The organism is Moritella sp. F3 (assembly GCF_015082335.1).
Classification (GTDB): domain Bacteria; phylum Pseudomonadota; class Gammaproteobacteria; order Enterobacterales; family Moritellaceae; genus Moritella.
This window is the reverse complement of the sequence record NZ_BLRL01000015.1, coordinates 52,139-66,215: the sequence shown is the minus strand read 5'-3', so window position 1 is coordinate 66,215 and position 14,077 is coordinate 52,139. Positions and strand designations below refer to the sequence as shown.

14 protein-coding genes and 1 other annotated feature are annotated in these 14,077 nt (G+C 39.1%); of the genes, 13 read left to right on the top strand and 1 reads right to left on the bottom strand.

The window, feature by feature from the left end; all coding sequences use genetic code 11:
- Window positions 1-27: 27 nt before the first annotated feature.
- From JFU56_RS19140 to hisIE, 12 genes are all read left to right on the top strand, one after another.
- Complete coding sequence (locus JFU56_RS19140) at window positions 28-1,260, top strand: AAA family ATPase (RefSeq protein ID WP_198438858.1); 1,233 nt, start codon at window positions 28-30, stop codon at window positions 1,258-1,260.
- The gene (locus tag JFU56_RS19135) at window positions 1,260-2,585 is read left to right on the top strand and encodes a CpaF family protein (protein ID WP_198438857.1); all 1,326 of its coding nucleotides are present in this window, start codon (window positions 1,260-1,262) and stop codon (window positions 2,583-2,585) included. The genes JFU56_RS19140 and JFU56_RS19135 overlap by 1 nt, the downstream gene beginning before the upstream one ends.
- Window positions 2,586-2,595: 10 nt before the next feature.
- Window positions 2,596-3,564, top strand: coding sequence for a type II secretion system F family protein (locus JFU56_RS19130; RefSeq protein ID WP_198438856.1), 969 nt, complete (start codon window positions 2,596-2,598; stop codon window positions 3,562-3,564).
- Between the two features lie 3 nt (window positions 3,565-3,567).
- A complete protein-coding gene (locus tag JFU56_RS19125; RefSeq protein WP_198438855.1) occupies window positions 3,568-4,545 on the top strand; it encodes a type II secretion system F family protein in 978 nt (325 codons plus the stop codon).
- Between the two features lie 17 nt (window positions 4,546-4,562).
- Window positions 4,563-5,534: a lipopolysaccharide assembly protein LapB gene (locus JFU56_RS19120; RefSeq protein WP_242066030.1), complete on the top strand. Its 972-nt coding sequence runs from the start codon at window positions 4,563-4,565 to the stop codon at window positions 5,532-5,534.
- A 203-nt stretch (window positions 5,535-5,737) separates the two neighbouring features.
- Window positions 5,738-5,857, top strand: a sequence feature (His leader region).
- A gap of 37 nt (window positions 5,858-5,894) precedes the next feature.
- Entirely contained in the window at window positions 5,895-6,806 is a 912-nt protein-coding gene (gene hisG / locus JFU56_RS19115) for an ATP phosphoribosyltransferase (RefSeq protein WP_198438853.1), read from the top strand.
- A 39-nt stretch (window positions 6,807-6,845) separates the two neighbouring features.
- A complete protein-coding gene (hisD, locus tag JFU56_RS19110) occupies window positions 6,846-8,141 on the top strand; it encodes a histidinol dehydrogenase (protein ID WP_198438852.1) in 1,296 nt (431 codons plus the stop codon).
- The gene (gene hisC / locus JFU56_RS19105; RefSeq protein ID WP_198438851.1) at window positions 8,138-9,205 is read left to right on the top strand and encodes a histidinol-phosphate transaminase; all 1,068 of its coding nucleotides are present in this window, start codon (window positions 8,138-8,140) and stop codon (window positions 9,203-9,205) included. The genes hisD and hisC overlap by 4 nt, the downstream gene beginning before the upstream one ends.
- A 46-nt stretch (window positions 9,206-9,251) precedes the next feature.
- A complete protein-coding gene (gene hisB / locus JFU56_RS19100; protein WP_198438850.1) occupies window positions 9,252-10,325 on the top strand; it encodes a bifunctional histidinol-phosphatase/imidazoleglycerol-phosphate dehydratase HisB in 1,074 nt (357 codons plus the stop codon).
- Window positions 10,325-10,957, top strand: coding sequence for an imidazole glycerol phosphate synthase subunit HisH (gene hisH, locus JFU56_RS19095; RefSeq protein ID WP_198438849.1), 633 nt, complete (start codon window positions 10,325-10,327; stop codon window positions 10,955-10,957). Before hisB ends, hisH begins: the two co-directional genes overlap by 1 nt.
- Before the next feature lies 1 nt (window position 10,958).
- The gene (gene hisF / locus JFU56_RS19090) at window positions 10,959-11,732 is read left to right on the top strand and encodes an imidazole glycerol phosphate synthase subunit HisF (protein WP_198438848.1); all 774 of its coding nucleotides are present in this window, start codon (window positions 10,959-10,961) and stop codon (window positions 11,730-11,732) included.
- Entirely contained in the window at window positions 11,729-12,343 is a 615-nt protein-coding gene (hisIE, locus tag JFU56_RS19085; RefSeq protein WP_198438847.1) for a bifunctional phosphoribosyl-AMP cyclohydrolase/phosphoribosyl-ATP diphosphatase HisIE, read from the top strand. Before hisF ends, hisIE begins: the two co-directional genes overlap by 4 nt.
- Window positions 12,344-12,501: 158 nt before the next feature.
- Here the strand turns inward: hisIE and JFU56_RS19080 are convergent, their stop codons facing one another.
- Entirely contained in the window at window positions 12,502-13,125 is a 624-nt protein-coding gene (locus tag JFU56_RS19080) for a lysophospholipid acyltransferase family protein (protein ID WP_198438846.1), read from the bottom strand.
- A gap of 368 nt (window positions 13,126-13,493) precedes the next feature.
- Between JFU56_RS19080 and JFU56_RS19075 the strand changes: the two genes are divergently transcribed.
- Entirely contained in the window at window positions 13,494-14,057 is a 564-nt protein-coding gene (locus JFU56_RS19075) for a GbsR/MarR family transcriptional regulator (protein ID WP_198438845.1), read from the top strand.
- Window positions 14,058-14,077 lie beyond the last annotated feature (20 nt).

The window sequence follows — 14,077 nt, the reverse complement described above, 5'->3', positions numbered from 1 at the left end:
AGTTTATATTTTAAAAAGGAATCTAACATGAACAAGCCAAGTTCAAATAACATCCTTGGATTTGATAAAACATTACCTTGTCATGATCAGGTCACATTTCAGCCAATGATATTACCTTACCCTTTAAGCGTATTAATCGTTTGTAATAATACAAGCATTGAACCTGAACTAAAAAATTATTGTGCTCTAATATCTAACTTCGATGTCACGTATTCAGCATCGTTACCTGACAATTTAAACAATTTCAATCTAATAATATTAGTGGCCGTAGATGATAATATAACTAAATTAATGATTGAGACAATTTCAAATCATGATATAAAATTTATCATACTGGCGGATAAGATTAAAAACGATCTGGTTAGGGTAGCTATTAATTACAATGTAGAGGACATAATTTCGATTGCAGATGTCGAAAAAGAACTCTACTTATCTTTATTAAAAACAGCAAATGAGCTGATAAAAACAAGTAAAATTGCACCTGTATTTACAATCATAAATGGTAAACCTGGCTCAGGGGCAAGCTTTATTACCAGTTGCCTAGCTGAGCTCAGTGCTAATTTAAGTACTGAAGAGATAGCGGTCATAGATGCTGATCTAAACTACGGAACACTCGCTGATACGTTTAATTTCGAGCCTAATTACTTTATCACTGATGCACTATCCGAATTAGAGCAATTAGATAACACTGCGATTAACGCTATAATGTCAAAACGAGGAAATCTAGGCTTACTGCCCAGTAAGCCTTTCACCTTATTAAATTCGAATATAGGTGCCCTAGACCAACTTCCTCAACTTATATGGAAAATAAAGTTAAATCATGATTTAGTATTAATTGATTTATCTCGAGGCCTTGAGCCATACGCAATACCGATAATTAACCTATCAGACAACATCATCATCACTGTGCAACAGAATATTCTCAGTCTGCGTGAAACGAAGATGCTCATACAGCAATTAACAATGAACCTCGGGATCCCAACTAACAAACTGCACATTATCGTTAACCGATTTTCAAGCAAAAATAACAATATTTCAATCAATGATATTAAAAACGTTCTCGATGTCGACAGTGTATTTATTGTAAGCAATAACTATGAGTTAGCAAATGAAGGGATAAATTCAGGATCACCTCTTTTAAAAGTCGCCAACCACAAAGTAATTAAAACTGAAATATCAAACATAATAAGAGAGTTGTTCCCGCTCAATCTTCCAGATAAAGAGCAATCAATACTTTCTAAAATATTTAGGAGACAATAATGGAATTTGTCAGCAACAATCATAATGACCCTTTTTCAATGCTCACAAGTATTGATATGGAAACTAAGCAAGAAATCTTCAGCCAACTCCTCACTCAACTTGACTTATCGGTACTCGAAACGTTAGATCACGATGTAGCAAAGAAAAAAATTGAAGAGTCCTGTTTTTTATTTTTAAATAAACAAACTAGACCTATAAATTTAAATATTAGAAACATTTTAATTAAATTAATTACAGATGAAATACTTGGTTTAGGCCCATTAGAAACACTACTCGAAGATCCAAGTATTGCCGATATCTTGGTAAACAGCTATGACCGTATATTTGTTGAGCGTAACGGTAAACTAGAACAAGTCGCTGTTCAATTTCATGACGATAAGCATTTACTCAGTATCATTGACCGCATTGTATCTGGCGTAGGAAGACGAATTGATGAATCATCACCTATGGTTGATGCCCGACTAAAAGATGGCAGCCGAATTAATGCAATCATACCCCCACTTGCTTTAGATGGCCCAGCGCTGTCAATTCGTCGATTTACCGTTGATAAATTACAAGTAGAACAACTCATTGAATACGATTCTATTAGTCAAAGCATGGCTGATTTAATCAATGCAGCTGTTGTAGGTAAACTTAACATCCTCATTTCTGGTGGTACAGGTAGCGGTAAAACAACACTATTGAATATTCTTTCAGGCTTTATTCCTAATGATGAAAGGATCATCACGATTGAAGATTCCGCAGAGCTTCAATTACAACAGCCACACACTGTAAGGCTAGAAACAAGACCCGCGAACATAGAAGGCACGGGTGAAGTCAATCAGCGCGATTTAGTGAAGAACTGCTTGCGTATGCGCCCAGACCGAATTGTCATCGGTGAAATCCGCGGCAGTGAAGCCATTGATATGTTAGCAGCGATGAATACCGGTCATGAAGGGTCCATGACTACTTTGCATGCAAATACCCCACGAGATGGACTCGGACGATTAGAAAATATGGTATGCATGGCAGGCTTTGATATGCCGATCAAAAATATCCGAACTCAAATATCTTCAGCAATAGATGTCGTGGTGCAACTGCAACGCCAAGAAGATGGGAAACGACGAGTGACCAGTATTCAAGAAGTAACAGGTATGGAAGGCGATATGATTACCATGTCAGAAATATTCTGTTTTAGGCGTGAAGGTAAATCTGAAGATGGTTCAATCCGAGGTAAATTTATCGCGACAGGTGTTGTCCCTACATTTATTCGAGACTTAAAGTCCAAAGGAATTGAAATTCCACAAAGTGTATTCACATCTGACTTGGCAAATAATGGGTTTTAGGTGAGGGTCTATGAATAATCAACTGTTATTTTTATTATTAGTATTTGGGACTGTTGTTCTTTTATTCCAAAGCTTATTTATCTCTGTCTATAATCCACAACGCGCAAGTGCCAAAAACATTCGTAAACACTTAAACTCTTTAGCAAATGAAAATAATGATATTGCCGCTGAAATTCTACTCAATAAAAAGATTGAGACATTACCCCCTTTTTTACAATGGCTTGAATCTCGACCTTGGATAAATAACCTAAGCTACAAAATGGAATTGTCGGGTTCTAACTTGTTGGGTTATCAGTACTTATTGATAACCCTAGCATCTTGCTGCATTGTAGCTGCTTCAATATGGTTTATCACTCTCGATATTGTTGTGTCCATATTTTCCATTATTTTCACTCTGTGTATCATGCATATGATTATCAATAGAAACATCAATAAACGTATGGAAAACATCGAACGTGAATTTCCTGAAGCGTTAGATGTCTTAAAACGTGGGTTACAGGCAGGTTACGCTTTTAGTGATTCATTGAAGTTGGTATTTGAAGAAACGGATGGTGATTTATCTAATGAATTTAGAATAATGTTCAACCGTATTAATTATGGTAATGATATTCACACCGCCTTGCTCTCTTTTGTTAAACGCGTGCCAACTACATCCGCGATGGCTTTCTCTAGTGCCGTATCAATACAAAAAGAAACGGGTGGTAATTTAGCTGAAAATATAGAAAACCTGTCTAAAATCATTCGCCAGCGCTTTACTTTCCAAAGACGCGTTAAAACATTATCTGCAGAGGGACGACTTTCAGGCTGGATCCTCTCACTGACTCCTTTCATTCTTTTTGCTGGTTTATATGTCATATCTCCAGATTATGCCAACGTATTAATGGGCACTCCAGAAGGTCTAAATTTATTAAAATGGGGTGGGATTGGTATGTTTATAGGGATCTGGTGGATAAGCCGACTTATTAAGATAGAGGTCTAAACAATGGAACAAATCCAAATAATAATTGCATCAATTACATCTAACCCAGATATGATTGAATGGGGTATTTATTTAGTTGCAGGCATAACAGGTATTACGTTAGCGGTTGCCCTCTCTTATTTATTTTCCGGTCTGTACTCACCTGTTAGAGCACAACTTAACAAACTATCTAACACACCGTCCTCCTCAGTAGACGTGAGTAAAGGATATGAATCATCACTAGAGCATACAATGAAGAAACTTGATTCTATCCCATTTATTAATAAACGCTACCAGGGAGACTCATCTACAAAAGAGCTACTCATTCATGCAGGGTTTCACTCCCAAAGTGCATTGAAGATTTATAATGCCATAAAATTATTCGCTTTATTAGTCGGGTTAACAATTGCGATTTTTAGTGTGAGGCAGATACCAAACTTGTCTAATAAGGTCGCTGTATTCATTATTTTTGCTGCTCTAAGTATCTCTTATTTATTGCCAGGTATAATTTTATCTAAACTTGCAACCCGTCGAATGAATGATTTACGTAAATACTTTCCTGACGCACTTGATTTACTTGTCGTATGTTGTGAAGCAGGCCTTGGTTTACTTGAATCATTTCAAAGAGTAAGCAGAGAGTTACAACTTTCCCACCCTAATCTTTCTTTTGAACTTGGCCTTGTCTGTAGCAAAGTAAGGTACGGCCTAACATTACAACAAGCACTTCAAGAGTTCAGCAACCGAACAGGTCTTGAAGATATTCGCGGGCTTAATTCGGTCATAGTACAGAGCTTAAAGTTAGGTACTGGTGTGGCAGCCACTATCAGAGTATACGCTGACGAATACAGAGAAAAACGCTTACAAAGAGCTGAAGAGCAAGCCGCTAAATTAGGTGTGAAAATGATATTCCCTATGATGTGCTGTATTTGGCCGTCTTTTTTTATCGTCGCCATTGGTCCGGCAGTGCTAAATGTAATAAAGGTTTGGGATAAAGCATTTTAATATTAAGGATAATGACAATGATTAAACTGTACCTAATACTGATCATATTGCTATCTGGTTGTACGACAACAAGCGGGCAACCAGAATTACGATCACTCGCTGACATCCCCCCAGAATCACGCGAAACGTTAATAAAAAATGCTCGCTATGCTGAGCAAAATCAGCAGTTTGATAAGGCGATAGTGCTGTATATTAAATCACTAGATCAAGAGTACGAAGACGACACAGCTGAAGTAAATAAAATATCTAACACACAAATATTTTATAATATTGGCATGCTGGAAGTAAAACAAGGCCATGATGAACTCGCTGTAACGGCTTTTAAACATTTGCTATTACAAGAACCTAATCATCACCTAGCTCAAGCACAACTGGGGATATTATATCTAGAGAAAAAACAAAAAAAACAAGCAACTAAATTATTAATCAAGGCAATTACAGCCGACCAATTAAGACTAGGAAATACACTGAACAACGATTACAAGTTCGTATCTCTTGATAGCAACTCGCCCTTGCCCGCTTACAGTGCTTTTGCTGTGATACAAGATCTAGAAGGAAAGCACCAACAAGCCATTGAAACTCAACAGCTTGTGATCCCTTTATCTGAACAAACCCCCTCCGTTTACACTAATATCGGTTACTCTTATTATTTAGCAGGTAATTTTGTTGAAGCCGAAATTCAATATAAGAAAGCGATTGACATAGATAATAAATTTAAACGCGCCTGGCTAAATTTAGGGTTGGTTTACACGCGTAAAGGTATGTATAGCAAAGCATTGCAAACATTAAAGCAAGTTATGCCTACCGAGCATGCTTATAATGACATCGGTTACTTTCTGATACTAGAAGGTCGATATCGTGAAGCCGAGTACTTTATTGAGCGCGCAATCGAACTTTCTCCTAGCTACTTTGTTAAAGCAAACGTTAATCTTGAAAACCTTAAATTACAGATGAACAAAGACATCGACCTTGCTTATTCAAATGAATAATCACCCTACGTTTTATGACTGTAATGTTTGAATATTATTTTCATATGGTTTTAATATAAACACTTTATAAACAATAGTTACAAATAATCGTTAAAAAAGCATTGCAATTTTATCCTAGATTGCTATTGTGAACTCAACCACACTTATTAGTAACAACATACTAACTGGATAACTCATATGAATAACAATCTGAAAGTAAACGTGCATCACCATCATCATATTTGATTAGCTTTCAGGCTGTTAACTGGAGGTGTATGCATGCAAGCTTCCGGAACTTATTTAGAAAAACCCTCGGAAGATTGAACTTTCGGGGGTTTTTTCGTTTATAGACAATTATTTTGACAAGGTTTAAGGATGACTATGTTAGACACAAAAAATGACCAACCAAGACTAAGAATCGCAATTCAAAAATCAGGCCGTCTTAGCACTGAATCTCAAAACCTACTTAAAGCAATGGGCCTTAAAATTAACATGCGCGAACAACGTTTGATCGCGCACTGTGAAAATATGCCAGTTGACCTACTTCGTGTACGTGATGATGACATCCCTGGTTTAATCATGGATGGCGTTGCTGACCTTGGTTTCATTGGCGAAAACGAATTAGAAGAAAAAGAACTAGAGCGTCAACGCCTGGGTGAACCAGCTGAATATAAACTGCTTAAACGTATGACGTTTGGTGGCTGTCGTTTATCAATTGCTGCAACAGAAGAGTTTGATTACCAAGGTCCCCACTCTTTAGAAGGCTTACGTATTGCAACGTCATATCCTGAATTACTAAAACGTTATTTAGATGAACAAGGTGTTAACTTTAAATCAGTCATGCTTAATGGTTCTGTTGAAGTTGCACCACGTGCTGGTATTGCGGACGCAATTTGTGACCTTGTATCTACAGGTGCAACGCTTGAGGCAAACGGTCTTAAAGAAGTACAAGATATCTTCCACTCTAAAGCGGTTTTAATTCAAGCTAAAGCGGCTTTATCAGCAGATAAACAAGCATTAGTAGACCGCTTAATGGTTCGTGCCCAAGGTGTAATGCAAGCAAAAGAAAGCAAATACATCATGCTACACGCACCTAAATCACAACTCGATACTGTCATTGCCCTACTTCCTGGCGCTGAAAACCCAACGGTATTACCATTAGCATCAACTGAAGACACGGTTGCAGTACACCTAGTAAGTACAGAGAAACTATTCTGGGAAACGATGGAAGAACTTAAACAGTTAGGCGCAAGTTCAATTTTAGTATTACCAATTGAGAAAATGCTAGGTTAGTAGCACGCATGCAGCAGCAATGTTAAGGGAGGATCAAGCATGAAAACAGTAGTATGGGATCAACTAAGCCAGGTAGAACAATCCGCATTATTAATGCGCCCTGCAATATCAAACTCAGCAAAAATTGGTAGCATTGTTACCGACATTATTGCGCAAGTGAGAAATGAAGGTGATAACGCATTAAAAGCACTCACAGCAAAGTTTGATAAAGTTGAAGTCGATAATTTACGCGTAACAGCGGCAGAGATAGAAGCAGCAAGTCAACGAGTAGATTATGAAACTAAACAAGCGATCAAGCAAGCGCAGCAACACATCCATCTTTTCCACGAAGCACAAGTTCAAGATACAATTCGTGTAGAAACGATGCCAGGTGTTGTATGTGAAATGCATACCGTTGCAATTGATGCTGTTGGTTTATATATCCCGGGTGGCAGTGCACCGCTACCATCAACTGTACTCATGCTTGCAACACCCGCTAACATTGCTAACTGTGAACGCATTGTACTAACAACACCACCACCGATTGCAGACGAGATTTTATTTGCTGCCCAGTTGTGTGGTGTTACCGAAATTTACAAACTTGGTGGTGCTCAAGCTATCGCAGCAATGGCGTATGGGTCTGAATCAATAGCTAAAGTAGATAAGATTTTTGGTCCAGGTAATGCATTTGTTACCGAGGCAAAACGCCAAGTCAGTACTGATATAAACGGCGCGGCAATTGATATGCCAGCCGGTCCATCAGAAGTTCTAGTGATTGCTGATGCACAGGCTGATGCCGGATTTATCGCTGCTGATTTATTATCACAAGCAGAGCATGGTCCAGACTCACAATCAATCTTGGTTGTATCATCAAGTGAACTTGCTGCTCAAGTCTCTGAACAAATATCGCAACAATTGGCCTGTCTTTCTCGTCAAGACATTGCCGTACAGTCTATTGCATCAAGTTTAATCATTATCACTACAGATACAGACACGTCAATTTCAATTAGTAACCTGTACGCACCTGAGCACTTAATTGTGCAAACAGAAAATGCACGTAGTTTACTACCAAAATTGAAACATGCTGGTTCTATCTTTTTAGGGGCCTGGTCTCCTGAATCTGTCGGTGATTATGCAAGTGGTACTAACCATGTGCTACCAACCTATGGCTACACTAAAACCTATTCAAGTTTAGGGCTTGCTGATTTTACTAAACGCTTTACTGTTCAGGAGTTATCTCAAGATGGTCTCAAGAGCTTGGCGAAGACGGTCACTTGTCTGGCTGATGCAGAAGGACTCGACGCGCATAAACGTGCCGTCACAATCAGAATCGAACGCTTGGGAGAAACAGCATGAGCCAGCAGATAACGAAACTCGCCAGAAAGACTGTACAAGAGTTAACGCCGTATCAGTCAGCACGTAGGATTGGCGGTACAGGTGACATTTGGCTAAATGCCAATGAAGCACCAGATTCAGGTCACTATGCTTTAGATTGCAGCCGTTTGAATCGTTATCCGGAATTTCAGCCTACAGCTGTTATTAATGGTTACGCGGATTATGCAGGCGTTAACCCGGATAATGTAATTACCACTCGTGGTGCCGATGAAGCTATCGAATTACTGATCCGCACATTCTGTGAGCCCGGTATTGATAGTATTCTAATCAACCCACCGACTTACGGCATGTATGAAGTGAGCGCTGAAACCTGCGGTGTTAATATCATCAAACAAAATTTAGATGCTAATTTCGATCCTGACTACGATGCGATAGCGGCACAATTAGATTCAGTTAAGATTGTATTTTTGTGCGCACCCAATAATCCGACCGGTAATCTACTCGATTCAGCTCGTTTAACGGATTTATTGAACGCTGCGAAAGACAAAGCCATTATAGTCTGTGACGAAGCTTACATTGAATTTTGTCCAGAGGCATCACAAGTGTCTTTACTACAAGATTTCGATAACTTAGTGATCTTAAGAACACTATCAAAAGCATTTGCATTAGCGTCATTACGCTGTGGTTTTGCATTAGCCAGTGAAACAGTCATCGATTTACTATCAAAAGTTATTCCGCCTTATCCGGTACCGGAACCTGTAGCGCAAATCGCTAGCCAAGCATTAACTACGTCAGGAATACAGATAATGACAGACCGCGTTGCGCAACTTAACGGTATGCGTAGTGCGTTTATTGATGAGTTAAATCAATTAGCCGGTGTCGAGAAAGTATTCCCTGCAACCGGTAATTATGTCTTGGTACAATTTAATAATAGCCAAAAAGTGTTTAGCTTATTAGGTGAACAAGGTATTGTATTAAGAGATTTTAGTTCCAAAGCACGATTAGAAAACTGTATTCGAATCACCTTAGGCAACGCGGCCGAAATGAACAGCACCTTGTCCGCATTAAAGTCTGTACTTTCTTAATTACAGAAATCATAAAAGAATAAAAATAAACAAGCAGGAGCCCGATGTGAGCAAGGAAAAATTCTTATTTATTGATCGTGATGGTACATTAATCGATGAACCGATTAGCGATAAACAAGTCGACACTTTAGAGAAACTGAAATTTGAGCCTTTAGTGATCCCAGCATTACTTAAGTTACAAGCTGCAGGTTTCAAGCTGGTCATCGTTTCTAATCAAGATGGACTTGGCAGTGATAGCTATCCTCAAAGTGATTTTGATATTCCCCAAAACGCAATGATGGAGCTATTTGCTTCGCAAGGCGTTAACTTTGAAGCTGTACTGCTTTGCCCGCACTTTACTGAAGACAACTGCAGTTGCCGTAAACCACATCTAGGTATGGTTAAAGAGTATCTTCAATCAGGCCGTATTGATTTTTCTAACTCGTATGTGATTGGCGATCGTATTACTGATATACAGCTTGCCGAGAACATGGGTATTGAAGGCATCTTTTATAATCGCACTGATTTAAATTGGCCAATGATTGAAGATAAGATTTTGGCTAAAGGCAATCGTATTGCGAGTGTAACGCGTACAACCAAAGAAACTGACATAAAAGTAGATATCGACCTTGATAGCCAAGGCGGTAGTAGTATTGATACTGGCATGGGCTTCTTTGACCACATGTTAGATCAAATCGCGACACACGGCGGCTTTAGACTAAACTTGAGTGTGGCTGGTGACTTACACATTGATGATCACCACACAGTAGAAGATACAGCACTCGCCTTAGGCAATGCAATTAACCAAGCGCTTGGTGATAAACGTGGTATTGGCCGTTTTGGCTTTGTACTACCGATGGATGAATGTGAAGCATCTTGTTCACTTGATCTTTCTGGCCGTGCTTACCTGCAATTTAATGCAGAGTTCCCACGTGACCACATTGGTGAATTTGCAACAGAAATGGTACCACACTTCTTCCGCTCACTCAGTGATGGCATGGCAGCAACTGTACACCTTAAAGCGGAAGGTAAAAATACGCACCACCTTGTAGAAAGCTTATTCAAGAGCTTTGGCCGTACGCTTCGCCAATGTATTAAAGTCGAAGGCGATATGCTACCAAGTTCAAAAGGAGTGCTTTAATGGTGCCAGACTCAAGTAAATACACAACCAAAGAGCAAACGAATAGCTGTGTCGTCATTATTGATACTGGTTGTGCCAACCTCTCGTCGGTCAAGTTTGCTATTGAACGTCTTGGTTATTCAGTGACAGTTAGTCGTGACGCGACTGTATTACGCAACGCGGATAAGCTGTTTCTACCTGGTGTAGGCACCGCACAAGAGGCAATGAAAAATTTAGCCGAACGTGAACTCATCGAGCTCGTAAAAAATCTGACTCAACCTGTACTGGGTATTTGTCTTGGCATGCAATTGCTTGCCGAATTTTCAGCAGAAGGTAATGTAGCAACGCTGGGGTTAATCGGTGGCTGTATCGATCCAATGCCAGGTGAAGGTGTTCGTTTACCACACATGGGTTGGAATCAGATTGAACCGCAACAAGATCATCCATTATTCAAGGATATTCCAAGTGGCAGTTATTTCTATTTTGTGCATAGCTACGCACTCGCAGTTGGTAGTGACACTATTGCCACTTGCACACACGGCGCGCCATTTACCGCCGCTGTGAATAGAGATAATTTCTACGGTGTGCAATTCCACCCCGAGCGTTCAAGTAAAGCGGGTGCACAATTAATCAAGAATTTCCTGGAGATGTAATATGTTAGCAAAGCGCATAATACCTTGTTTAGATGTTAAAGATGGAAAGGTCGTCAAAGGGGTTAAATTCCGTAATCATGAATTGATCGGAGATATAGTTCCCCTTGCCCAACGTTACGCTGCAGAAGGTGCTGACGAATTAGTATTTTATGATATAACGGCGAGTGCAGATGATCGCGTTGTTGATAAAAGCTGGGTAAGCCGCGTTGCAGAGGTTATTGATATTCCCTTTTGCGTTGCAGGCGGTATTAAAAGTGAAGAAGACGCTGCCCGTATTTTAGAGTTTGGCGCAGATAAAGTATCAATCAACTCCCCTGCACTAGCAGATCCAAGTTTGATCAATCGTCTTGCTGCTAAATTCGGTGTGCAATGTATTGTCATCGGCATCGATAGCTATTTCGATGAAGACACCGAGGAATATAAAGTCTATCAATTCACTGGTGACGCAACCCGAACACAAGTAACCAAGTGGACAACGTTTGAATGGATTAAAGAAGTTCAAAAGCGTGGCGCCGGTGAAATCGTCCTCAATGTGATGAATCAAGATGGTGTTCGTGGTGGTTACGACACAGTGCAATTATCTAAAGCCCGTAAAATTTGTAAAGTACCACTCATCGCGTCAGGTGGCGCAGGTGAAATGGCACACTTTACGACAGTTTTTAAAGAAGCAGACGTTGATGGCGCATTAGCCGCAAGTGTATTTCATAAACAAATCATCAATATTGGTGAATTAAAAGAATATCTACGAGATCAAGATGTGGAGATCAGAACATGATAACAAACGAACAAATTAGCCAACTTGATTGGAAAAAAGTAGACGGTTTAATGCCAGCAATCATTCAAGACTCAGTATCAGGTGAAGTCTTGATGCTAGGTTATATGGATGAAGAAGCTTTAAAAACAACATTAGAAATCGGCAAAGTTACTTTCTTCAGCCGTACTAAGCAACGTCTATGGACTAAAGGTGAATCTTCAGAGAACTATCTATTGGTTCAAGAGATAACGAAAGACTGCGATAATGATTCATTACTTATCACAGCTAAACCATGCGGCCCAACTTGTCATTTAGGTACAGATAGCTGCTTTGTAACTGAAAACAAACCAGCGCTTACATTCATTGCACAACTGGATAAAGTGTTAGAAGAGCGTAAGACAGCCGATCCAGAAGTAAGCTATACCGCGAGTTTATTTGCTCGTGGTACTAAGCGTTGTGCACAAAAAGTCGGTGAAGAAGGTGTTGAAGTTGCACTCGCGGCAGTTGCCAAAGATCGTGATGAGTTAGTTAACGAAAGCTCAGATCTGCTTTATCACCTACTCGTGTTACTACAAAAAGAAGACGTGCCACTAACAGAAGTTGTACAGTGCCTTGAAAATCGTCACAAATAAGTGCTAAACATATATTTGCTCCTACTTAGCTGTATCAGTAGGACTTAAACCAGTTAAAACTCAGGTTATTTACCGACTTGAGTTTTAACTGGCACTTTTAATATACAGATAAAAAGTTATTTTATTTACTCAATAAACGCTAACCAAATAGCCTTATTTCACTGACTTTTGAATTTAGCTAAACAATATTTCTCTTTGAACTTCGGTTCAACATCTTTAAAGACCATATCAATCGCTGCTAAATCTTTTTCTATATCACCAGTAACCATAATAACATCACCTATCGTCACACGTTTGTTCTTGTAATCAAGTTGATACAAAATAATCGGCACATTCGCTTCTAAGGCAATATAGTAAAATCCTGAACGCCAAAAGTCTTGATACTTCCTTGTCCCTTCTGGTGACATAGCATAGAGAAAACTTTCGCGTTCATTAAATATATTAACCACACTCTGCACCATATTCGTCGATTTTGAACGCTCAATCGGTACACCACCTAAAAATTTAAGGGCGCTTTTAAACGGCCAACGAAACATTTCCGATTTACCAGCCCATTGCACATTCACTTTATTAGCAAAACGAGCACCTATCAATAATGGAAAGTCCCAATTAGATGTATGCGGCGCATAAGCAATAACAGCTTTGTTATATTTAGCTGGGATGGGTTCACAATACCAACCAGTTAAATCTAAAATTTTATTGGCACATGCACTAAAAAATGCATTTTGAGAGCTATCCTTACCTTTGTCTTCCTGTTTCCCTTGCTGTTTCTCAACTGGCATGATTAATCCTTTCTACATAATTGATGAACAGACGATTGATACACATACAATGCTTGGCTTTTAAAACAAATCGGTTGGTTTTCAACCAAATCAATAAATTTTAGCCTTATGTAAATTAACTTAATTTTAAAGTACTTTATTGGGATATTAAGTTAACCTCAATCACAATCGCCATATGATGAAGATACAGGGTGTCATTAAACTGTTTTTATAACAAGTCTTTGACTAATCAAACAAGTTATATAGCGTTTTGATATATATCAACGAATCTTTACACTCCACAAGCTAATTCACCCCAATTTGACCTTGATCAATTACGGTTAGTGATTTAAACTTTCAGAAATTTCTGAAAGTTCGTAAGGTGACATGTGAATATCTCTGCACAAAACCAATCGTTTGTTTATCACTTCGGTGAAATGGGTAGTCGATGGGGCTTCAATCGTACCGTTGGTCAAATGTATGCGCTGCTTGTTATAACAGAAGCACCTGTTTGCGCAAACGATCTCGCGAGTGGTTTAAATATCTCCCGTGGCAACGTTAGTATGGGCATTAAAGAACTGCAATCATGGCAGTTGATTCAAGTCAGCCATATACCAGGCGATCGCAAAGAATATTACAGCGCGATCGGGAGTATCTGGGATATGGCAAATACTGTGTTCAAAGAGCGTCGCAAACGTGAAATTGATCCTACACTGTCTTTGTTACGTACATCTCTGTTAGAGAAGCCGACAGATGCAAATGACGAATACGCGCAAAGCAAAATGCAAGAGATCCACGATCTGCTTGAAATGGTCACCGAGTGGGCGGCAGAATTACAACGTCTTAATCCAGAACAGCTGAGTAAATTAATGAAGCTAGGCGCTGGCGTTTCCAAAATGTTGTCTGTTAAAGATCAATTATTTCCAAATAAAAAAAATTCTGATTCAAATTAATCTCTAGGAGTAATCTAATA

What these genes read in the sequence shown, in the direction of transcription:
- hisF (WP_198438848.1), top strand. Translation starts at nt 10,959, where the DNA reads ATGTTAGCAAAGCGCATAATACCTTGTTTAGATGTTAAAGATGGAAAG.
- JFU56_RS19135 (WP_198438857.1), top strand. Translation starts at nt 1,260, where the DNA reads ATGGAATTTGTCAGCAACAATCATAATGACCCTTTTTCAATGCTCACA.
- hisIE (WP_198438847.1), top strand. Translation starts at nt 11,729, where the DNA reads ATGATAACAAACGAACAAATTAGCCAACTTGATTGGAAAAAAGTAGAC.
- JFU56_RS19130 (WP_198438856.1), top strand. Translation starts at nt 2,596, where the DNA reads ATGAATAATCAACTGTTATTTTTATTATTAGTATTTGGGACTGTTGTT.
- hisH (WP_198438849.1), top strand. Translation starts at nt 10,325, where the DNA reads ATGGTGCCAGACTCAAGTAAATACACAACCAAAGAGCAAACGAATAGC.
- hisD (WP_198438852.1), top strand. Translation starts at nt 6,846, where the DNA reads ATGAAAACAGTAGTATGGGATCAACTAAGCCAGGTAGAACAATCCGCA.
- hisG (WP_198438853.1), top strand. Translation starts at nt 5,895, where the DNA reads ATGTTAGACACAAAAAATGACCAACCAAGACTAAGAATCGCAATTCAA.
- JFU56_RS19080 (WP_198438846.1), bottom strand. Translation starts at nt 13,125, where the DNA reads ATGCCAGTTGAGAAACAGCAAGGGAAACAGGAAGACAAAGGTAAGGAT.
- JFU56_RS19140 (WP_198438858.1), top strand. Translation starts at nt 28, where the DNA reads ATGAACAAGCCAAGTTCAAATAACATCCTTGGATTTGATAAAACATTA.
- hisC (WP_198438851.1), top strand. Translation starts at nt 8,138, where the DNA reads ATGAGCCAGCAGATAACGAAACTCGCCAGAAAGACTGTACAAGAGTTA.
- JFU56_RS19120 (WP_242066030.1), top strand. Translation starts at nt 4,563, where the DNA reads ATGATTAAACTGTACCTAATACTGATCATATTGCTATCTGGTTGTACG.
- JFU56_RS19125 (WP_198438855.1), top strand. Translation starts at nt 3,568, where the DNA reads ATGGAACAAATCCAAATAATAATTGCATCAATTACATCTAACCCAGAT.